At 38.7% G+C, this 22,382-nt stretch carries 14 protein-coding genes; 3 read left to right on the top strand and 11 right to left on the bottom strand.

What is annotated here, in order from left to right; genetic code table 11:
* Nucleotides 1-669 precede the first annotated feature (669 nt).
* The 4 genes from M3226_RS19005 to M3226_RS19020 form a co-directional block, all read right to left on the bottom strand.
* Entirely contained in the window at nt 670-3,813 is a 3,144-nt protein-coding gene (locus M3226_RS19005) for a glycoside hydrolase family 2 TIM barrel-domain containing protein (RefSeq protein ID WP_251568109.1), read from the bottom strand.
* Between the two features lie 207 nt (nt 3,814-4,020).
* Complete coding sequence (locus M3226_RS19010; protein ID WP_251568112.1) at nt 4,021-5,058, bottom strand: LacI family DNA-binding transcriptional regulator; 1,038 nt, start codon at nt 5,056-5,058, stop codon at nt 4,021-4,023.
* Between the two features lie 124 nt (nt 5,059-5,182).
* A complete protein-coding gene (locus M3226_RS19015; RefSeq protein ID WP_251568121.1) occupies nt 5,183-5,953 on the bottom strand; it encodes an IclR family transcriptional regulator in 771 nt (256 codons plus the stop codon).
* Nucleotides 5,950-6,750: an IclR family transcriptional regulator gene (locus M3226_RS19020; RefSeq protein ID WP_251568123.1), complete on the bottom strand. Its 801-nt coding sequence runs from the start codon at nt 6,748-6,750 to the stop codon at nt 5,950-5,952. The genes M3226_RS19015 and M3226_RS19020 overlap by 4 nt, the downstream gene beginning before the upstream one ends.
* A 117-nt stretch (nt 6,751-6,867) precedes the next feature.
* Between M3226_RS19020 and M3226_RS19025 the strand changes: the two genes are divergently transcribed.
* On the top strand, nt 6,868-8,070 hold the full coding sequence (locus tag M3226_RS19025) for a 4-hydroxybenzoate 3-monooxygenase (RefSeq protein WP_251568124.1): 1,203 nt from the start codon (nt 6,868-6,870) through the stop codon (nt 8,068-8,070).
* Nucleotides 8,071-8,434: 364 nt separating this feature from the next.
* Here the strand turns inward: M3226_RS19025 and M3226_RS19030 are convergent, their stop codons facing one another.
* The 5 genes from M3226_RS19030 to M3226_RS19050 form a co-directional block, all read right to left on the bottom strand.
* A complete protein-coding gene (locus tag M3226_RS19030; RefSeq protein WP_251568126.1) occupies nt 8,435-9,718 on the bottom strand; it encodes a TIGR02679 family protein in 1,284 nt (427 codons plus the stop codon).
* The gene (locus M3226_RS19035) at nt 9,711-13,820 is read right to left on the bottom strand and encodes a TIGR02680 family protein (RefSeq protein WP_251568128.1); all 4,110 of its coding nucleotides are present in this window, start codon (nt 13,818-13,820) and stop codon (nt 9,711-9,713) included. The genes M3226_RS19030 and M3226_RS19035 overlap by 8 nt, the downstream gene beginning before the upstream one ends.
* Nucleotides 13,817-14,947: a TIGR02678 family protein gene (locus M3226_RS19040; RefSeq protein ID WP_374110644.1), complete on the bottom strand. Its 1,131-nt coding sequence runs from the start codon at nt 14,945-14,947 to the stop codon at nt 13,817-13,819. Before M3226_RS19040 ends, M3226_RS19035 begins: the two co-directional genes overlap by 4 nt.
* A gap of 38 nt (nt 14,948-14,985) precedes the next feature.
* Nucleotides 14,986-16,473, bottom strand: a complete 1,488-nt coding sequence (locus M3226_RS19045) for a TIGR02677 family protein (protein WP_251568359.1) — start codon at nt 16,471-16,473, stop codon at nt 14,986-14,988.
* A gap of 513 nt (nt 16,474-16,986) precedes the next feature.
* Complete coding sequence (locus M3226_RS19050) at nt 16,987-17,199, bottom strand: DUF1540 domain-containing protein (protein ID WP_251568133.1); 213 nt, start codon at nt 17,197-17,199, stop codon at nt 16,987-16,989.
* 187 nt (nt 17,200-17,386) lie between these two features.
* Between M3226_RS19050 and M3226_RS19055 the strand changes: the two genes are divergently transcribed.
* Nucleotides 17,387-18,283, top strand: a complete 897-nt coding sequence (locus M3226_RS19055) for a DMT family transporter (RefSeq protein WP_251568135.1) — start codon at nt 17,387-17,389, stop codon at nt 18,281-18,283.
* 46 nt (nt 18,284-18,329) lie between these two features.
* On the opposite strand, the gene M3226_RS19060 is transcribed toward M3226_RS19055, so the two are convergent.
* Nucleotides 18,330-18,758: a MarR family winged helix-turn-helix transcriptional regulator gene (locus M3226_RS19060; RefSeq protein ID WP_251568136.1), complete on the bottom strand. Its 429-nt coding sequence runs from the start codon at nt 18,756-18,758 to the stop codon at nt 18,330-18,332.
* Between the two features lie 1,067 nt (nt 18,759-19,825).
* Between M3226_RS19060 and M3226_RS19070 the strand changes: the two genes are divergently transcribed.
* Entirely contained in the window at nt 19,826-20,782 is a 957-nt protein-coding gene (locus tag M3226_RS19070; RefSeq protein WP_251568140.1) for a site-2 protease family protein, read from the top strand.
* Nucleotides 20,783-20,849: 67 nt separating this feature from the next.
* Here M3226_RS19070 and M3226_RS19075 read toward each other — a convergent pair whose 3' ends face one another.
* Nucleotides 20,850-22,127 (bottom strand): MFS transporter, encoded by a 1,278-nt coding sequence (locus tag M3226_RS19075; RefSeq protein ID WP_251568141.1) that lies wholly within the window; start codon nt 22,125-22,127, stop codon nt 20,850-20,852.
* Nucleotides 22,128-22,382: the final 255 nt, after the last annotated feature.

Genomic DNA, 22,382 nt, shown 5'->3' on the forward strand with positions numbered 1-22,382 from the left:
GGTGATTCCACAGTAACAGTTTTCAAATAAATCCCCCCTAAACAACATAATTTGACCTAATAAGCGGCAAACCAGCATACAAAACAAGCGACAAGATGAGCTAGCAGATTGCTAATCTAGTACCTGAAAAAGACTTTCTTTTAAGAAACAAAAGGATTTAGATAGGATATAAGATATATACCAATATCATTTAACTAGGAGATTTGAAATGGGTTTCAAAAATACCCCTACAAAAAATTCATATACGGTTATTTTGTTTTTGATTATGTATGGATCCCAGTAGCTGATGAAATGGGTTTCATTTAATTGAGATAAAAGCAATTTCTTGTGAGGAATAACATAGAAGCCTTTAGAATTCTCAATTGTAAGCGGTTACCTTGTCTTCATTATATTCCTGCACCTATTAAATGTAAATACTGTTATTTCGATAATTTTAACTAATTCTAAAATTACCATTATTTTAATCATACTTACGTTACACAGACTTTTTAGGTACTCCGCTTGAAATAACATCAAATAGAAATGGGTTTCAGGACAATATTAATGACCCGTTTAGATGATGTTCCCTTGGCTAAGAATAAATAGTCCAAGGGAACACACTAACTTTAAAGCGGTAGGTCGTACCTAGTGATCGGAACGTCCTGATTAATCAAAATTACAAGACATATTCTATAAATCCTTTACACTAATTCCCTTAAGTTTGAATGTATAAGAGTAGCATCGATTGGCAAATAGCGTGAATTCTGGATGTGTTTTTTGCCCCCAGCTATCATCTCCGCCTACGCCCATTTGTTTATAATTAATCCGTACCACCGTCTTTGCGCTGGGTGATAATTTATATCCGTGATCATGCTCTTCAAGCTCAAATGGAGTATATGGTAAGGCATTCACCTCAACTGTAGGGTTTCCAGTTATCTTTAACCCTGCGCCCTGTTGATCGGAAAGTACAGCCCATCTTACCCCTGTTTTATTGCCGCATTCCTGAGGTTTTAAGTATGGTACATATTGATCTTTTACTTTTCCAGTATATAATCCAATTTTTGCGCCTTTCTCTTTATCCCAATAATTTTCATAAGGGCCTTTTCCATACCAAGTAATGGTGTCAAACGAGCTATTTAATAAGGTCATCATTCCAACCTCTGGCATCTCTGGAAGGTCGTTCCCTGGTTGTAGTTGATAGTCTACTGTTATTTCTCCATCACCCGTAATGGTGTAAACAATCTTGCATATAGATAATGTTGTTGGCAAACTGTATTCGGTTGTAACTACCGTAGACGATGGACTTTTCGCATCAACAAAAAAAGATGTCAGAACTTTATTCGTCCCCGCATCTCTCCATACAGAGCTGCGTTCATGCAATTTATTTCCACGATCATTATCTGTCATCGCACGCCAAAAATTCAGACCCAATTCATTCTCGAGTAGAGGGATACCATTGAATTTATAAGACTCTAACGTACCATTGGTTTTATTAAAAACAACAGTAAAGCTAGCACCATTTATCGTTACATAATCTTTTTCTTGTCGTACTTCTGTTTTAGGCAGGTTGATAGGCATACTTGCTGCTGCTGTTTTCACTGTAGGAATCACAAATTGTTCAAAAGCAACTTCATGGCCTTTCTGAGCCCACAGGGTGCTATTTTTTAAATGCAGGCTAACCGTTAAAATGTATTCATCTGACGGTTTACAGACTTCTGGAACAGAGTAAGCAAGTTGAATCGTTTTGGTGGAGCATGGGTCTACTTCTATTTCCAAAGTTCCGTTTTGGATGAACATACCATTTTCTGCTAGCTGCCATACGAGTTCATACTCTCGAAGGTCAGTAAACAGATAGTTATTCACCACATCAACAAGTCCTTCTTCCAGATTATTGGCTGCAAAACGAACATTCTGATAGCACTTTTTAACCTCGATAATCTTTGGTGAAATCGTACCATCGGCAAAAATCAAACCATTCCCTGAAAAATTACCATCATGAGGTGTTTCTCCAAAGTCACCACCATAGGCTAAGTATGGTACACCATCCTTGGTCTTTGTTAATAAAGCTTGATCCTTCCAGTCCCAAATAAATCCACCCTGAATAATAGGATATTTTTCAAACAAATCAGTATATTTGTAAAGATTTCCACAAGAATTTCCCATCGCATGGCTATATTCACATAGAATGTATGGCTTCGGATTTTCTGCGTTCTCGGCATATTCAGCATATTTCTGCACACCTTCAGGATTTACATACATCGTGCTTTCAATATCTGAGGCTGCTTCCGATTTACGGTAATGGAAAATTCCTTCATAATGAACAATTCTAGTAGGATCATTTTTCTTTAAAAAATTATGCATTTCAATAAAATTATCCCCGCCAAATGATTCATTACCAAGCGACCAAATAATAATTGAAGGATGGTTTTTATCTCGTTGAAACATGGAATTACACCGATCAAGGACGTTTTCCCGCCATTCTACCTTGCTTCCTGGCACCGTATCGCCTTCATCTTTTTGCCCATACTTCCAAGTCCCGTGGGTTTCAAGATTTGTTTCATCGATGACATACAAGCCATATTGATCACATAATTCGTACCACAACGTATTATTTGGATAATGAGAGGTACGGACGGCATTAATATTATGCTGCTTCATTAGTTTAATATCATTGATCATATCCTCATAACCAACGGCTCTCCCTTTATCCGCCGCAAACTCGTGACGGTTTACACCTTTGAGGACAATTCGTCTGCCGTTGATTTTCATGAGACCGTCTTTTATTTCAAATGTTCGAAATCCAACCTTACAGCTTTCCGCTTCTCGTATGGTTCCGCTTTCATCTTTTAAAAGTAAAACGAGTGTATAGAGGTATGGTTTTTCTGCACTCCATTTATAAGGATTTGCTACATGGGTTGAAGAATTAATCGAAATCAAGGATTGATTATTCATATCCACCTTTATTTGAAGAGAGTCCTCAAAAACAGGATTGTTTTCTTGGTCATAAAGCATTGCTTCGATCGTATAACCGTTCACTGCCTGCTCAAAGGCATTTTTAATTTTTGCTTCGATTTTCAAGGCAGCATCCCTATAGTCTCGGTCCAACTCCGTGGTCACAAAGAAATCATTGATATGAACTTCCGGTGTTGAATACAGATAGACATCACGGAATATCCCACTCATCCTCCAAAAATCCTGGTCCTCTAACCAGCTCGCATCACACCAACGATAGACCTCTACTGCTAACTTATTTTCGCCGTCAATTAAGTAAGCTGTTAAATCAAACTCTGCAGGTGTAAAGGTATCCTCACTGTATCCAACAAGTTCTCCATTTACCCACACATAAAAGGCTGACTCCACTCCTTGAAAGCTGATATAAACCGGCTGGTCCTTCCAATCCTCTGGGATCGTAAAATTCCGGATGTACTGCCCAACAGGATTATATTTTGTTGGAGCAAAAGGTGGCTTTATATCTTCTTTTCCTTCCCAAGGATATCGAAGATTTGTATATTGAGGATAATCATATCCTTGTAGCTGCCAGTGTGCCGGCACCTTGATTTCATCCCACTCACTAGCATCATAATCCTCTTTAAAAAATGCTTGATTTCTTTTTTCAGGATTCTCATAAAATGCGAATTTCCAATTTCCATTTAACGAATGGAAAAATTCAGACGAAGTTCGGTCCCCTTTTAATGCTTCCTCAACTGTTCTGTAGGGCATTAAAGTTGCATGAGCATCCAATCGATTTAATTGAAAGATCTCAGGGTTGTTATTCCATTCGGGATATCCATTTTTAGGTGGAGTATACTTATATTTATTCAGCTGTTTAAGCATAAAAATACCTCTCTTCCATACATTTAAATTCGTAATTTCTCACACAATTCCCCACTCATGAAACCCGTTTCAAAAATTTAAAATAATAAAGGAATATTAATCATCTATTATAGTAAAATTGAATACTATCAATTAATATTCCACACGTTACGAAACCCATTTCATTTTTATCGTACCCTAAATTATGGAAGTGTGCAATAAGTTATTTTATGATTCTGAAAATAATTTACAAGAATCCCTCAATACGAGTGATGTTGGGATGACCGTTTCTTTCTCTGCTTCGTTCTCATTAATTAAATCGACTAGAACATTGATAGCCGTCTGACCCAACTGATCATAATTCTGGCTGACTGTCGTAATTCCTGGAGGGAAATGCTGCGCCAAATAAATATCATCAAAACCAACAATGGAAACATCATCTGGCACTTTTAACCCAAATTTAGTAAGAACCTTTATGATCCCGATTGCTACTAAATCATTGGCACAGATCACGGCTGTAGGTCTTTCTTTTAAATAGAGTAATTGTACAGCCACTTCTTCACCAGATTCAATACTAAACCCAGTACCAAAAACCCAATCTTTTTTCACGTCTAAACCTTTAGATTTCATGGCTTTCACAAACGTATTCTTTTTCACATCCGTTGAACTAATTCCTTCCAATCCACCTAGAAAACCAATCTTTTTATGTTTTAGATTTACTAATAGTTCAACAAGCTTTTCAATCCCTGACTCTTCATCCGTTCTAACCATATGGGCATCCACCCCAGCCATTTGACCGTTCACAAAAACAACCGGAATTCTTTCCATCACTTTCTTCATTTCTTCCGCATATTCTTGATCGGTGTCCGTATCATTAATTCTCCCGCCCAGATAGATAATCCCATCCACTTGTTTTTCTACTAAACTTTGTAAGTATTTTGATTCATTTGCTGAGTTGTTCATCGTATTGCACAAAAAAGTGGTATACCCTAATTCCAGTGCATGTGCTTCACATTTTTGAACCAGTGTTGAAAAAAATGGATGATTGATGTCTGGCAGAATAAAACCAATCGTTTTCGATTGCTTATGTAATAAACTCCTTGCTAAACTATTAGGTCTAAAATTATATTTTTCAATTACATCTACTATTTTCCGCATTGTTTGAGGCCGCACTTTTGCATTTCCGGTTAAGACTCTCGAAACAGTAGCTGGAGATACATTAGCTTCTTTGGCAATGTCATATATAGTTATATTTTCCTTTTTCATAACTTTCCTCCATCGCTAATGATTTCATTGCATTCAAGAAGGAAGAATGAAACCGATTTCAACTAAATTGTAATCCTATACTAACCATAAGTCAATATATTGTTTAACCACTCATTCTAGCAAATCAATTTTTTAAGCTTATTGTCACTTCATCGGCCGCTTGCTGTACTTGTTTTATTAATTTGGGAATAGTTCGCTCATTTATTCTAGTTATCGGTCCTGCGATACTCACAGCGGCTATTGGTTTGCTTTTACTATTCCTAACTGGAGCTGCGATCGACACAACCCCTTCATGAAGTTCTTCCTTACTCACCGCATATCCTTTGGATCGGATTGTATGTAATAACTTTTTTAACATGATTGGATCTGTGATTGTTTGTGATGTATAGGATATTAGTCCCCTCTCCCACACCTGATTAATAGTGGACTCTTCTTGAAACGCTAACAAAACTTGTCCAGTGCTCGTACAATGAAGCGGACTCCGCCTCCCAGCATGCGACAATAAATGGACGGGATGTGCACTATCGATTTTCAGGAGATACATCAGCTGAAATTCTTTAATAATAGCAATATGGGCTGTTTCACCCGTCCTCTCTGCGAGTTTCTCTATAGGATCGAGTGACAAATGATATAAATTTTCCTTTTTAATGAGCGTCTGTCCCAAAGCTAATAAAGATGCTGCTAGACGGTAGGTTTTAGTGGATGAATCCCTGACAATAAAGCCTTCTACCATCAATGTATGAACCAAGCGAAACGCCGTACTTTGCCCTATTTCCAAACGGCTGGCAATATCCTCTAATTGTAATTCAGGTTCTTCCAAGGAAAATAGATTGAGAAGACGAAGAGCATTTCTCAAAGACGAGTATTGATAACTATTCGCAGCAGGATACCTCAATGTTCTGACCACTCCTTTTCAGGAATATTTCCTAATCTCAGCGATATTTCATTTGCTGCCTCCATGACCCTTCCAGTAAACCTATTAATTTCATGATTTTGAATACGGTCCCTTGTCCCGACAACGCTGACAGCCGCTACCACTTCACCCGTGTAGTCCCTAACTGGAGCTGCAATACTTACAACATTGTCATGCATTTCATCGATACAGATGGAATATCCCTCTTCTTTAATTTGACGTAATTGATCGATTAGTTGCTCAGGGTCTGTCTGGCTGTTTGGTCCCATTCGTGGAAGTCCTTCCCTGATGATGCTGTCAACGATATTCTTTTTCCCAAATGCCAATAAAACTTTGCCAGCACTTGTACAAGATACGGGATTCTTTTTTCCAATCGATGATAAAAGAGGTACTGGGTTTAAGCATTCTACTTTATGGACGTAGGTAATTTCTATTCCTTCTAAAATCGCAACATGAGCCGATTCCCCTAAATCAGCTACTAATTTTTTTAATATATCTTTGGACTCTCGATGAATTTCTAAATGGGAAGTAATCACTCCACTAATAGAAAGTAACGAAAATCCAAGACTATATTTATTCCCTTCTTTTTGCAAAAAACTTTCGGCAGTCAAATCGGATATTAGCCTGCTCACTGAACTTTTATTCATTTCAAGAGCATTGGCTATCTCAGTGATTCCCCACACTGGTTTTTCAATGGTAAAAAGTTTGAGTATTTGCAGTCCATTTTGGACCGATTGTAAAACAGATGTTTTTTTATGAGTCGGAATGATACAAATCACCTCAAAAGATTTAATTTGTTCCGTATATAAGAAGTTAATACTACTATTCAGAATATTTTAATTATATTATATTTTTATCAAAACATAAAACGCTTTCAATTAAAGGAGCTGGAAAAATTGAAAACACAAGTTGGGATTATCGGGGCCGGCCCAGCTGGTCTTATTCTTGCACAACTACTTCATCTACAAGGCATTGATTCTGTTATCTTGGAGCGTAAATCAAGAAACAATATCGAGGGAACCGTAAAGGCCGGTATTTTAGAACAAACGACGATTGATATTTTAAGAGAAATCGGTGTTGGCGACCGGATGGATCGTGAAGGTCATTTTCATAATGGCAACTACTTTCAATTTAATGGTCAAAGACGCCATATTGATTTAAAAAAATATTCAGGCGGCAAGCAGGTTGTGGTCTATCCACAGCATGAAGTAATAATCGATCTGGTCAATGCCCGCTACAAAAATGGCAAAGACATTATCTTTGACGTAGAAGATGTCACTCTACATGATATCGATTCAAACCAACCGAAAATAAGGTATCGTAAAAATGGGTTGGACGAAGTACTTGTTTGTGATTTTATCGCAGGCTGTGACGGCTACCATGGACCAAGCCGCCTCGCCATTCCTGACAATATCAGAAAAGAACATGTTCATTTTTATCAGTATGGCTGGTTAGGAATCCTCTCCGATTCCGCACCAGCAGCGGATGAATTAATTTATGCGAATCATGACCAGGGGTTTGCCTTGCTTAGCACACGTACACCGATTTTACAGCGTCACTATCTTCAGGTAGACCCATATGATGATATTGCCAATTGGTCAGATGATCGAATATGGTCGGAATTAACCGCACGAACTAAAACAAATGATGGCTGGCAGGTGCCAGATGGACCGATTAATTCAAAAGGAATTTTTCAAATGCGCAGTTTTGTTTGTGAAACGATGCAATATGGCCGCCTGTTTATTGCGGGTGATGCTGCCCATACGGTTCCGCCAACAGGTGCCAAAGGGCTTAACCTTGCCGCTACGGATGTAAAAGTCATGTCGCGTGGAATTACCGAGTTTTATCAGGATGGCAGTACGGATATACTGGATCGTTATTCGGAAATTTGTCTTCGCCGTGTTTGGAAGGCAGAACGCTTCTCTTATTTCATGACAAGACTTCTTCATACCAATCCTAAATTTGATTCCTTTGAACGGGGTGTTCAGCTGGCAGAACTTGATTACTATACTTCATCGGAAGCTGGATTATGTACGATAGCTGAAAATTATGTGGGCTTGCCGATTCAATGGGAGAAAGCTGGGGCTTTAATCAAGTAAAAAGCCTGTTCTTTTTGGGTAATACTGGTAAAAGATCCAATAGTGTTTAAAAATGAGCCAATGATGGAAGTAAACCGGCTAATGTAGGCCATATTGAGCCAATCTAGCCTAAAAATCAGCCAAAAGCCTTAGAATTTCAGCCAATCAAATATTCAGGCACTAAGAAAAGCGCAAGCGCCTTGGTCAGCCCCGACAAGCACAAGACGAGCCGGCCGAAAGGTTGCTCTTTAACCTTTTGGACGGATTGGCTTGTGACCTCGAGGGGCTAGGCGCTGGAGCTGGACAATTTTCGAAGTCAAAAACATTTATACTTTCTTATCTTTTAAAAAAGGAATTTGACTCTGGTCAAATTCCTTTTTGCACTTTAATACTCCCGCTTGATATCCTCTATAAGTCGATTAACCAAGCCTTCTTGGTAACCTGCTTTTTGTCTATCTATTAAAGTAGCAGCGACCTCAATTAGTTCTGGCGAAGTAATGCTTTGCATTTTCGATAGTCTACTGGAAATATCTTCGTCGGAAATGGATACTTCATAGGCAACTGTATCCATTCTCCAAAAGATGACTCGATCTGGAAATCGGTCTTTTAGTCGTTGTGCCATCGCAATTCCTTCAGGATCCAGGTCTCCTGAATAATATAAATAGCAGCCAGATTCCACCAATAAATTCAATAAAACCCAGCTTGCCGCACGAAATTGACCATGCGTGCAAATAACGGGAGCACCTGGAACCTCGTCTACGATCGTCGAACAGACACTTGAATTTTCTAAAATCCATACTTTTTTCCCTTTGACGGGCCAGATTCTTTTTAACTTCAATAATTCTTTAATCGGTACGTTTAAAACGGTATTCGTTTCTGCAGCCCCTTTCCATACGGGATGAATCCCTATCTCACCTTCAGCAAGGAAACCACGGCAGGAAACAAAACTCCATAAATCATCTCGCATTATCCCATAGCTGCTTAATAATTCATTGAGTTCTTCTGTTGCTGAAGGCATTCCTGATTCACGAAGCCCCTTTATTTGCTGATCCACGGACATACAGTTAATTAGTAATTTTCCTGTAAGACTGCCATTATCAAAAAAATGAGGGTTTCCAGTTGTCCTTTGAGCGAATAATGGTAGTCTTTCAAATTTATCAGTTGCTGAAGGAATTTGTTGATAGGCCCTCCATACGGTTGTTACCTTTTCATAAAAATCGACTGGATCCTGTTTATACATCGACCAAATCCATCTAGCTTCCGGTGGCCTGGACTCCATCCAGTCCCACCACCAGCTTCCTTCTGGGTACGCAGTTCTAAGCTTTTGAAAAAAATCTCGCTCACTCTGTTTTACAAAATCATTTTCTTCCTGTTTTGTCTTAATCGACTCTTGGAGCACCTCTTCTAACAGCTGCAACAGCGTATAGGAGGAGAAAACCGTCTGCTTTAGTTCCTGTTCAAAGTCGAGTAATGAGATTTTCCCTTTCTTTATGAGCTTGTCTGTGGATTCACCCAAAAAACCGGCAATCGATTCCAGTTCTTCCTTCGTGAAGCTGCGAGTACTAACAGTACCACTGATTCTCCCGAGTGACCGGTATTTTTCCTTAAAAAGGGTAAAAAGCTTATGAAAGCCAGGTTCCTCCCTAAGAATTTGGACCCTGCTATTCATGGTTTACCAGCTCCATCGCAGGAATATCATCCAATACCAAGGACCGCTTTTTCCCATCCCATTGGTAGCGGATTACCGTAACGAAATCTGCATTCTTCGGCCGGACTAACTCACATATCGAAAGACTGGAAATAGTATCATAATCCCCCCATAATGCCTGTGAGTTCATTATATAGTTAAAACCCAGTTGTTCCACTACTTCAAACATATCACGTATATTATTTTCATCGACACCTGCAAAGGCTTCATCAAGAGAAATGATAAAAGGTGCCATATCCCCTGCTTCTTTATAACGGGAATATGCAGCTGTAAACAACGGAATATACATCGCCATGGCCTTCTCACCACCGCTGAATTTAAAGAACGCATTATTGGTCAGTTCGCGTTTCGGTTCATTCACCCGTTTGAAGGATAGGACAAATGTAAACCACTTTCGATAATCAAGGACTTCTTTTAACACTTGATGAAGCGTTGAACCCTCGTTCCTTAGCTGGATCAATTCCTTGGCCTTGGCAATTCTCGATTGGAAGTGCTTAGTAATTCGGTGTAAATCTTCTTCGTTTAAAAATTTACTATTCCTTTGCAGCAGTTTTACAAGGTCCTCTGTGTCTAATTCCTGTTCTGATTCTGCCGTCAATGGCTTCCAAGCGATGGAGAACGTTAATCCTGATGAATTATCCCGGCTTTTCATGATTTTATCCATTTCATGGACCCAAGTCTCCGCTCGCTGGATCCGATTTCTCAGGATAACCCCAACGGTATTAACGATGATATCTTCATACAACTGACGGTCTTGCTCATCCAGCCAGCCTTTTTGGTCTTCTACTTCTTTGGTTAGAGAGGCAAATACAAAATATGGGCTGACCCGCTGTCCTTTATATTCCATTTGAATGATCCGCCGTCCCTTTAGCTGGTTCCATTCATTCAAGATGGGTTCATAATACTCACCCCAATCCTGCGAAAACCATTCAGGGCGTTCTCTCTCTTCCGAGTATTCAAACATTCTGTATTCAGTTAGGAATACTTGCTCATTAATGAAAGCTTTGGTTAATTGTTCATTTAACTTAGAGCGGTCATATTTCCTCAAAATGGGTGCCAGCTCTTTAACCATTTGTTCAGAATTGACCTCTTCTATTTCCATAAAACCTTTTGCCAATTCCGATTTCACCATTTCTTCCCACTCATTCGCCATATGGGACCAAAATTCAGAGTTTGTTTTGGCTGCAACTAACTCTTTTTGACAAGTGGCCTGGGCCATTTCCTTTTTGGGGATTAATACTATCAATTGGGTAAATCCATCCTCTGCTTCCCTAAGCGATTGCAGTACCCGCTGAATTTGCAGGCGGATTTCATCAATTCCTTTTAATTTCAATTGTTTCTCAATCGATTCCACTTCTGCTTTTTCTTTTCGTAAAAGGGATTCCCTGATGTTCTGATCACCTTTTATTTCGTCCAATTCCGTTTCCATTTCCATAATTCTATCCGTCAACCGGCTGATGGTCTTTCGGGTAAATTGACCTCTTTGGAATAGCTCTCTTAGATTAAACAGTTCTGTTCTGTAATGTTTCGCCATCTCTAAGGCATGTTCTAAAATGTCATTGGTCAGGGAAAGATTGAGATGGCTGCCTAATTGATGAAGCTTTACTTTCACTGCTTGGAGCTGGCTGTGAACGTTTTTCCACTGTTCATCCAGCTGTTGATGGACACTTTTCTTTTCCTCTAACTGATGTCCCAATTTTTCAATTTGCTCGTTTACATCGCTAAGCACTTTGTCAGAAGGGATTGATTGTTTCCATTCCTCCGCGAGATGAATAGCTTCATCCAATAACAGACGCTCTTTAAGCAACTGGTTAAATTCAATTTGAAGATGCTCTATCAGTTGTTCAAATTCTTTAATTTTCTCTTGCTGATATCGCTTGCGTGAGGAACGTCCGATAAATTTGGCCGGTCCTTCATTCGGTGCATGTCCCATTAAACAGCCAAGTGAATAGGTACCATCTACATCTACATGAAAACCCGATCCATCCTGTTCGATTGAGATACTTCTTAAAACTTCATCTACTTTGGTTTTGGTAATCGTGCTGTCTTCATCTAAATCAGGACAAAGGTAATCCGCCAGCGTAAAGCCGAGTAATTTCGGTTCAGGCCGGATGATGCGGTCATGAGTTGGGACAATGTCCTGTTCGGTTATTAAACTATCCAGTAGGCCCGTTTGTTTTATGGCAGATTCAATCCGTTCTCGCTGTTCTTCTGTCACATGATCCTGAAATTCTACCGCTGCATAAAAGGGAATAAATGCCTGACCATCCTTTTGCAGCTTCTCACGAAACAACTCTGTATCATTTGCCCGTTCAGGATTAGGCATCTTTAATGTTTTCCAATATTGAAGATCGTCTCGTGCTGTTGCAACCTCAATATTTTTATCGTCTATCGACTTCTCCAGTAGATTTTTCTCAGTCAGCAATCTGGCTTTATAATCATTGAGCACCGCAAATAGCTGTTCACGGACTTGTTCGTATCGATTTTCCTCATACAATCCTTCAATGAGACGGGCAATTGTCTGCATTTTCTCGGTTGGAAAAACAAGCTTTGGATGCTCTTCCATCCAGGAAAATAGCTGCTGTTCCAGCTTTTGCTTTTCTTCGGTAAACCACTCTGCCAGGTGATCCAAACTTTTACGTAGTTCATCGATTTCCTTCTTTTTGTCAGAGGATTGCCTCTGTAAACGGTTATGATCCTCAAATAGCCGAGCTTCTTCATCTGACAGCTGTTTTAACGTGCTAAGCAATTGTTCATGATGGTTAATTTCTTGGATCCAGACAGAAAAATCAAACTCTTCCTGCTGATGGCGCTGCAAATCATGGGCATTTACTTCATGTTGAGTGAAAGCTGATTCCTCCGCATCATATTGCAGCACATCCAGAACTTCATCGAACTTTTTATTAAGGTGGTTTAAATCTGTTCGAGCTTGCTCGTGCTCCTGCCTTATACGTTGATACTGATTATGTTTGTTATCCCATTTTGTTTGAAGTGTGTTGATTTCAGTCTTTAAGGATTGAATATTTTCCTGTTTTTTCCGTTTTTCCTCTTCTAGGTTCCAGACCTCATGCCTCTCAAGCCGTTTCTTTTCAGCCTCGGCAACCTCTTTTTGCTGAGAAAAGGTTTGCTTTTTCTCCTGAAGATGGCCGATTTCTTGAATGAGCTGCTGATTTTGATTGGATAATACCGAGACTTTTTCCCTAGCATCCTCGTGCTTGATTAGGGCATTCTGCCATTTTTCTGCACGTTCTGCCAAAATATATTGATTGTACACATGATATTGGTTGAGCAGCCTGCTGCTTGACTCATATTCTCTTTCTAACTGCTCGAGCTGCTGCTGTGTTTGGTCCATATTTTCAATCGTATCAGACAAATGCCTTAATTCATCATCAGTCAATGGCGGCAAAGCGGATTCTAAAATTTCATAAATAACAGTCGGCTTGAAATCCTTTGATAACTTTGGACTGCGCAGCTGAATTAACAGTTTAATCAGGTCTTCGTAGGCCTCAGTAGATTGAAATCCAAAAATATATTTATTGACCAATTCCATGTATTCCCGCTGTGTGTGGACGACATAGCCGCCAGAGCTGATCCGATTCTCCAGTTCTTTTGCAGAAAACGGCACACGGTCGCCCGAATGGGTTTGGGAAAGCTCAAAATCATACCCAACCCTGCGGTTATCGGTCATAACAAAATACCACGATTTAATGCCTTTATGTCTTTTTGCCTGCATGCCAATCCCTGTTGTGATATACCGTTCTAAACCTGCTTGTTTATATTCAATAAACAGGTAGCCCGTTCGTTCATCGCGGTCGACGACTTCTTTTTCGCCAAGCAGATAGTCCTCCATCCTTCTGGCCTTTGAGCCAAACGGATCGAGACGGTCAGGCGTTTTTTTTCCATCAAGCAATACCGGTAGAAAGCTTTGCATGGTTACGGATTTTCCCGAACCATTTGTCCCTCTAAGGAGGAGCTTACCATCGGAAAACTCAAACGTTTCGTCATCGTAATACCAGAAATTTAATAATCCTGCACGGTTCATGATCCATTTTGCCTCTGTCATTGTTTTGCCCCCTCTTTTACAAAATCAACCGGATACTCGCCTGTCAAAACTCCCAATAACGACTTAAATCGAATAAGAGAGGTTGCTTCATCCACTTCCACCATCATCCATTCCTTCAAGGCCGTTAGTAACTCTGTGCGGATTCCGCTCGTACTACTTTCCCGAAAATACTTCGACCAGCCTGTTCGATTTGCTTGACGTAATTCATCGATAACTTGTTCAAACTCTCCTTCTGTCATCAGGATTTCTCCATTTTCATTAGCTTTAAAACGGTCAGGGTGAGTATGAATAAACTTGGACAGCTGTAAGACGATATCTGTAGATGCCTTTGTATTAGGGAATACTTGGTGATACTGCCTTGGTTCTGCGATCGATAAAAAGGCAGTATTTTTATAGACATGTAGTTTATAATCACTATGTTTCTCAATATCTTCTGCCAGCCGATTTCGAAAGTTTCGGATATAAAGAAAATCAGGGTCTTGCTGATCTTTTCGTTCTAAGCCTGGTGAAAAGAACAGCTTGCGATAAACCCGTTTCCTTCGCTCATCCTCTTGATTTATTTTCCAATCTTCTTTCACTAACTCCGTCCAATTTTGAAAACTGGAGAAATCCTCTGGATAGGTCCGCATAAAATAACGGCTGTAGATGGTTGCTTCATATAAAACCTCTTGATCCTCATTATGATCAAAACGTCCAATATCGCCATCAATGGTTCGAATCAATTGAAAATCCATCAGTACTTTAACCGCTCTAATCAAGGATTTCCGATGAGTATAGAGAGTCCAATCAAGCGGAAAATCTCCGGGGTAATCTGCTTGGGTCTCTTGACAAAGCTCCGACAGCAGAAATTGTTCGTCCACTGCCTTACTTTCTAAAAAGGATAGTGCACAACAAAAGATGGCATAATCCATCGGATCTTGAAAGTCCCTAATCCCCATCCATACCTCAGGTTCAACGGGGATTTTTTCTAGTTTAATAAAATGCTGGTGGACAATCAGCCTTAGTCCGAACTTTTCGTTTATATAACGGCGAAGCACCTTTTCCCGCTCGCGAATTAGTTGATACCATTCCGGCTGGTCGGCGCGTAAAATCCAATAATGATAGAACAATAAGTCCATTCCTTGCATGGCTTTTTCATCAAATAGCTGCGTTTCTTCCAATTAAATCACCTCTGCTCCTCAAATACGAATGTGGCATCCGGCATAATTAAGTCTCCGTCTTCTGCTTTAAGTGTGATCGTTTGATTTTTATCAAGTTTCACTTGAACCAGTAGCCCATAATCTGTCTTAACGGTCCGATTCTTGGTGGCCACCGATTTCCCGATCCAGCTTAGTAATACCTTTCGGATGAAGGGTTCTACCGTTGGAAGAGATGATAGCTTAATCATTCCTTGGTTTATATATGTTTCTATTAGTTTTCTTTCTTGTTCTCGTTCTTGTAAATATTGCTCCAACTGTGCTTTTTTACGTTTCTCATTGGAGTTGAAAGAACCTGGTTTCGTTTTTTCACGATAATGGACGGTTCTCGGTTTTATCGTTAATTCCACCGGTGCTTCTTCCCATGTATCGACGTGAAGGTTTTCAGTGGTACCTTCCTCCAGCTGTAAATGCTGAATCGACATGGAGCCGAACACAACGGAGGACAATTTGTGCGCTTCCTCTAAATTTCTACAATCTGTAAACCATTTTGCTAGGTGCAAATAATCCTTTTTCCGGCTCCGAAAATGCTGCTGTCTTTCGCCGATGCGCTGAACGTAGCGCGTCATCCTGCGAATCATTTCATTGGTCTGCCATTGAAGGGTGTCAAGTTCACTTTGATGGACAGGGGAACCTAGGAACCATTGACGAAGAGAAGACCAATATTCCTGATATTCAGTCAACCAATCATCCGCAGACGAAGAAACGTCTTCTAGACGAGGGACGGCCTGACGATGCTCAATCAGCTTTTTAAAAAATCCATGCAAATGTGCTGAGGATAGTTCTGTTAACAATTGCTGGATTTGCAGTGATGTTTTTTGAAGGGAAACAATGAAATCTCGTAAATAGGTCGTAAATTGATTTTTATAGACTAGAAAGGCCTCTGTTTGCATGCGCTGATCGGTCTGTTCGCTGTTGATATAGGCAATGTAATCGGCGGTACTCGTTCGGATCGATTGAAAATAGCGAAAAGCATCTTCCCAAATACGCATATATTCTTCTGCAGGTTTATTCAAGTTCTGTTTCAATTCTTTTTGAAATGTTGTCAGTGCTTGAAGCAGCCGTTCAAACTGTGACCGTTCCAAGGAACCTTGGAACGTATCCCCGATTTTTTCTAGTTGTACTAGCATTCTCTCTATTTCAACTGTATAGGGGGTACATTGGTAGCGGAATCTTTTCTTTTTGTATTCCTCAATTGTTTTGGCATTTGTCATATCTTGTCGTGCAATTAGGTTATTCCATTTCACAAGCTGTGCGAGTTGTTGATGGAGCAGCTCTTCTTGGTAGTCAGAGAAAGATGGTATGGTATGCATATATTCCAATAATTCCTCTGGGGCGATAAAATCTCTCATTCTCTCATGCTGATGGTAAAAATAGCGAAGAATGGTACGATAGTGTGCCGCAGAATCAGCTGTTAAATAGCTTGCTTCAATTATTTTTTTCATTGTCGATTCCAACATGTCATCATCCTTATAAAGCTGTATTACTATTATTGTATAACATTGATATTAGTAATTAAATGTAAAAAAATTGTAGAGTTAATTTTACTTTGATTTTTAGATTCAGTTTTGCCATTTTAGGGAGTTTTTAAAAGGATTAATGGGAATTATTTAATGAGAGGTCTTTGTTAGGATATTAACTATATATCGTGGATTTTAATAAAAAATCAGTTTGGACTTAAGCGGTTTAATTCTTGATGGTTCTGCCTGAATTAGCCTTGCCTTCGAACAGCTTTTCGCTTTTTGAGCTACTGCTGTATGAATCGGCCTTTCCTTCTCACAGACCTTTAGCTCTCTCTAGATGTTACTGTCCTCCTTGTCCTCCTCCCTTAGATAAGCTTCAAACTAAGAAAAAACACACCTGCGCCAAACGCCGTGTGTCTTTCCCAGTTATACATTAATGATATAATAAGGAACTGTTTAGAATCCTCCCTGCTTTAGCCAGGGCATAAACAGTAGTCTGAACTAAAATCAGCTCCGCCTTGGTTTAAATGTTTTACAACAAGTCTCCGCCGAATGGTCAGCTGTATCTTGATGATTCTTTTCGCCTAACTCGGCAGACATTTCAGTATCATATCTTGCATGGCGATCTAGTTCGACCATAATTTTATCTGCAGTACAGACGTTTCCATCTCCATAAAATGTACAGTTCGAGATCGCACATGAAACTTCTACATTGGGCATTTTAGTACCTCCCTTTTTGTTATCCCTTTGATATTCTATTTTTTACAGAAAGCGACTTTTCATTCAATGCTGTAATTCCAATATATTCTCCTGTAAACATTTCCTGCTGGTTATTAATGATATAATAAAAAGCATATGACCTTACCGGATTAAAACGGTCAATTGCGTTTCTGTAAAGGGGATTTTTATGAATAAAAAAGCACTTGCTATGGCAATGATAACGGTAATCATATGGGGCTCCGCGTTTGCTGCCATCCGCGCAAGCCTGGAAGGTGGTTATTCATCCGGCCACTTAGTGTTATTTCGTTATTTAATTGCCTCACTTTCTTTTGTTATTTACGCACTTCTTCCCGGAGTTAAATTCCAAATTCCAGCCAAAAAAGACTGGTTTAGAATATTAATTTTGGGCTGGATTGGGATCAGCACCTACCATATAGGTGTTACCTTTGGTACTCAAACCGTATCGGCCGGTACGGCTGCCATGTTTGTAGCGTCTTCACCAATTTTTACCACCATTATCGCCATGTTTGTGTTAAAAGAACGGCTTGAGGTGATGGGATGGATTGGACTTTTTATTGGTTTTGCCGGCATTGCCATTATAACCGTGGGCTCAAATGACAGATTCACTTTTTCTTCGGGAATCATCCTTATATTAATTGCTGCTGCGGCTACATCCGTTTTCTTTGTTTTACAAAAACCGCTCTTTGATCGCTACAAGCCCATTGAATTAACAGCCTATTTTACATGGGCTGGCACACTGCCATTCCTTGTTTTCTCACCAGGACTGATTGAAGGGATTCAGCACGCAACCTTACAAGCAAACTTGTCAGCCGTCTATGTAGGAATATTCCCAGCAGGCATCGCTTATGTTACTTGGGCTATAGCTCTTTCGATGGGGAATGCCAGCTCTGTTTCAACCATTCTTTACATTGAGCCTGTATTTGCCATACTAGTAGCTTGGGTTTGGCTACATGAATGGCCAAGCACCCTCTCTATTGTGGGAGGAATCGTTACCGTTTCGGGTGTATTATTGGTAAACCTGTTAGGTAAAAAGAAAACTGTTGGTATGACAATAAACTATTAATCTAGTAATCTCTAGTTGAGAAACAAGTTAGGGATTATAGCAAGTGCTATAATCCCCAATCCAATTTGAGTATCTCTTTAATCAGTGTTACCTGTTCTGCTCCAATCTCATCTGCAATTTTCCTCTCTAGTTCCGCCTTTAACGTCTCGTTTTTCACATAACATTCTTCTCCAAATGCTGTTAACTCAAGGCATTTTTCTTTTTTATTATTCTCTACATTTTTAATTTCAACTAATCCTTTAGACTCTAGGCTTCTAATAAACTTATGAGTCGCTTGGCGTGAAATATCTACATTTCTTGAAACAGTTGATATGGTTGGCTGTTTTTTATAGATTCTAGCCATAATAAACCATTCAGAATTTGAAATGGATACTTCACTGTTATTGTTCCACAGTTTTTCTGTTATTCTTCGAAGTTGGACATGCCGCTCACTGATCAAATCAATTAAATCCAAATGTTGTAATTCAGCGTTCATCCTATCACTCCAATCATGATATCGCCACTACTATACAAAACACTCCGATCATTGTCAACTAGATTGACAAACAAACAACAAAATATAAAAATGGGACCCTCTTTTTAGAAAGTCCCATTTCTTCTACCTTTTAGGGATTACATCCATTTAACCCTCAGTTTGTGACATAGCCCGTACGACTATAAAAGCCCACACATACAAGATGAGTTGGGGCTTTTTCGGTTGTTAAATCCAACTAAATCTTTTTATTTTCTCAATCAAATACTGTATTCCATATAATAAATAGGCTTTATAGTGCAAATAAATAAAAAATTGAAAATGGCTTAACCGATTTAGACTGATAATTTTAAATTTTTTCAGAATATCAATGAAAAGAAAAGCAAAAAGTCCATCTGAAATAACATTTAGTAAGACAAACTTTTTAAAATTTCCGTACGAATATTTAAGTAGCCACATGGAAAAAGGCATATAAGGCCCCACACTAAAAGGAAGTTCATCCTTAAAAAACGATCTGCGCTTGTCGTAAAACTTCCAAAACTTCCGCTTATGTCCATACAAATGGTTTATGATCTCAAAGATAACAATAAATACACCCGCTAAAGAATAACGTTTGAAACTGCGCTTTCCTATCAACAATAACGATAACCATGGAATCAAGATAATAGATAAATTAAATACCTTGTGCCTCTTTGATATCATAATTGATTTCACCTCAACCTACTTTTTCTATTCTTGTTTAAGATATCCAATTGTTATAAAAAAAAAACGCCCATAAGAGCTGTTAGATCCTATTCAACAAAAACCTTCTCACTTTGTTTCCTTCAAATTTTATATCCATGATTGCTTATTTGTTAACTTATTTTCCCATCCTTTCTTGTATAATAGTCATACAACTAATTTTCCGATAATGTGTGTTTAAAGGGGCTGTTTATTTTAAAAAAAGGACCATCAAAAACGGGAAGAGTACCTCTTGGGGAGTATTAGGTACAATTGGAGTTTTATTATTAGGAAAATTAAAATATGTTTTAGTCATTTTAAAATTCCTTAAACTTCAAACACTTTTGAGCATGTTTATTTATCTTGGGACATACGCTCTCATTTTTGGCTGGAAGTTTGCTGTAGCTATAGTCTATCTCTTATTTATTCATGAAATGGGCCACGCGTATGCAGCTAAAAAAATTAAACTGCCCGTTAGCCCTGCTTTATTTATTCCTTTTATGGGTGCGGTAATTGGAATGAAGGAAATGCCGAAGAGTGCAAAAGATGAGGGATTTGTCGCCTACATGGGACCTTTGTTTGGATTGTTTTCCTTTTTGCCGGCCATCCCTTTGTATGTTTATACACATGAGCCATTTTGGGCCCTTCTCATTATATTAAATTTAATCCCCATTACCCCGCTAGATGGCGGGAGAATTGCCGCCGGGATTAGCACTAAGCTTTGGGGCATAGGAATCATTTTGTTATTTGCCTACTCTATTTATCATCTTAGTATATTAGGTTTTATCATCGTCATCCTAGGTTCAAGAGAATGGTACAAATTATATAAAAAACAAAAACGTTTAAAAGACGATCAATTAGAAGTGCAAGAACTTGAAAACTTGCTAAAAAAATTAAAACAGGAATCCCATTCTCTAGACTCGACTCTAGAATTGGTTAGAAAGGCAAAGTGGAACACCACCGATATGGAGATGATTAAACTTTTAAATACACTGAATGTGGAAATTGATAAAATGAAAAAAGATCATTATCTTCAGCAATTATCAGGTACCTTTTCTTTGAGTGAAGAACATAGCCATCAAAATCAACAAGTTATTTTAGGCCTCCTTAACCAATTAGAAAAAAGATTAACAGCTTTTAAAAAAGATGTACAAATTACAGAAAGCTATTATAAAACCGATAAAAAAACGAAAATGCAATTATTTTTAATTTATATTGGTTTAGTCATAGCGTTGACGATTAGTTATTATTTTGGTAATCAAATTCTCATGAATCATCCAGAAATACAAAAAGCGATGAATAACTAAAAATAATGCCAGACAACAAAAGAAGGTACACACACATAAATGGTGTTGTACCTTCTTACATTTAAAGTCAGATTAATTCATTTTTCTTTTTTAATATCATATACAAGACGATGCTGCACCCCGAACATATAAGGGCAAGAACAGCAATAAATCCATATCCTGCCTGCAATCCCATGATCTCGTTCACTGTACCATTCTCACTTTTGAACATCTTACTAACTAAATCAATAATAAAACCAATTAATAGATTACCAATCACACTGGCGATTCCCATAAGGGTTACCGTAAACGTAATCGCCGCTCCTGTACCTTTTGGGTACCTCTTGGCTAATAGCGCCATAACCGTTGGATATATTAACGCTATGCCCACTCCTGAAATGGCAAATAAAATCGCTCCTTTTTCGCCTGTCAAAATGGCAGCTAAACTACAAATACCTGAAAAAGCGGAAGCAATAATAATCGATAAGGTAAAACCAATTTTATCGGTAACAGCTCCTAAGAAAAGCCTAGCAAGCATAAAGAATAGGAAAAACATAGACAACATCCTCGATGCATCATGAATGTTCCAACTATAAGCTTTCACCAAGAATTGCACCAGCCAGCTTCCAATTGCAAGCTCTGAGACCACACCGAAAGATAATACTGCGACGATGAGCCATGCGACAGGATCCCTGATTAGAGACTTGTAGGAAGTAGTTTCTTCTATTTCATGAGTTTCTTTTGGAAATTTACCAAACAGTGAAGGAACAATTGGCAGAAGAGACAATAGTAAAACCAAAAGGTACATCCCTCTCCATCCAATTTTATCACCAAACATACTCCAGCCCATGATCGATGCCGCTATCGTCGGAGCTACGGTTGAACTAAGCCCGTAAAAAAAGTGCGAAAGGTTCATCATCGTTCCCGTATTTTTAGTGAAAATTCGAGCAGCCATGATGCCCAGCCCAATCTCAAGAACGCCATTGCCAATATAGAGTAAAAAGAACGAAGCAGACAAAGTGGCATAATTGACTGAAAGATAAATCACAAAACCTGCTAAAGCCATTGATAAAAACGCAATGATTCCCGTCCATTTGACCCCTATTTTGTTGCTTAATGCCGATGTAAATGAACAGGCAAGAAGATAGCCTAAGGAATTCAAGGCTAATAAAATACCAATTTGTGACTGACTTAACTTAAGTTCATTTTGTATGACTGGAATAGCAGGACCTTTAATGTTTTCGGATAAACCAAAGATCAGAAAGCCTCCAAAAACGATACTGAGTAAAAGATAATAATTGTATTTTGGGTTTACCTTTAAGAATGTTCTGCTTTTTTCAGTACTTAGGGATTGTTGAGTTTCCATGAAAGTTCCTTTCTTTTTATAAACTATTGTATCCTATCTAATGATCATACAATTACTCTATTTAAAAATGAAGCTTAAAGAATTTTATTCAATTAACAAGAATTTATCAATACAATTTGAACATAGAAGGAATATAAAACCAGATTTCTTATATTGTCCCACATATTTCATCTGAGTCTTCTTTTCGTTGGACTTAATGCATATAGTTTGATAAGGAACAAAACCGGAGTGAACTTCTAGTCATTTGTCAGATAG

The organism is Neobacillus cucumis, from assembly GCF_023715505.1.

Bases quoted from the DNA above. Each gene is read 5' to 3' on its own strand.
- M3226_RS19005 (WP_251568109.1), bottom strand. From the start codon at position 3,813: ATGCTTAAACAGCTGAATAAATATAAGTATACTCCACCTAAAAATGGA.
- M3226_RS19010 (WP_251568112.1), bottom strand. From the start codon at position 5,058: ATGAAAAAGGAAAATATAACTATATATGACATTGCCAAAGAAGCTAAT.
- M3226_RS19030 (WP_251568126.1), bottom strand. From the start codon at position 9,718: ATGAATAGCAGGGTCCAAATTCTTAGGGAGGAACCTGGCTTTCATAAG.
- M3226_RS19035 (WP_251568128.1), bottom strand. From the start codon at position 13,820: ATGACAGAGGCAAAATGGATCATGAACCGTGCAGGATTATTAAATTTC.
- M3226_RS19040 (WP_374110644.1), bottom strand. From the start codon at position 14,947: ATGCAAGGAATGGACTTATTGTTCTATCATTATTGGATTTTACGCGCC.
- M3226_RS19050 (WP_251568133.1), bottom strand. From the start codon at position 17,199: ATGCCCAATGTAGAAGTTTCATGTGCGATCTCGAACTGTACATTTTAT.
- M3226_RS19055 (WP_251568135.1), top strand. From the start codon at position 17,387: ATGAATAAAAAAGCACTTGCTATGGCAATGATAACGGTAATCATATGG.
- M3226_RS19060 (WP_251568136.1), bottom strand. From the start codon at position 18,758: ATGAACGCTGAATTACAACATTTGGATTTAATTGATTTGATCAGTGAG.
- M3226_RS19070 (WP_251568140.1), top strand. From the start codon at position 19,826: ATGTTTATTTATCTTGGGACATACGCTCTCATTTTTGGCTGGAAGTTT.
- M3226_RS19075 (WP_251568141.1), bottom strand. From the start codon at position 22,127: ATGGAAACTCAACAATCCCTAAGTACTGAAAAAAGCAGAACATTCTTA.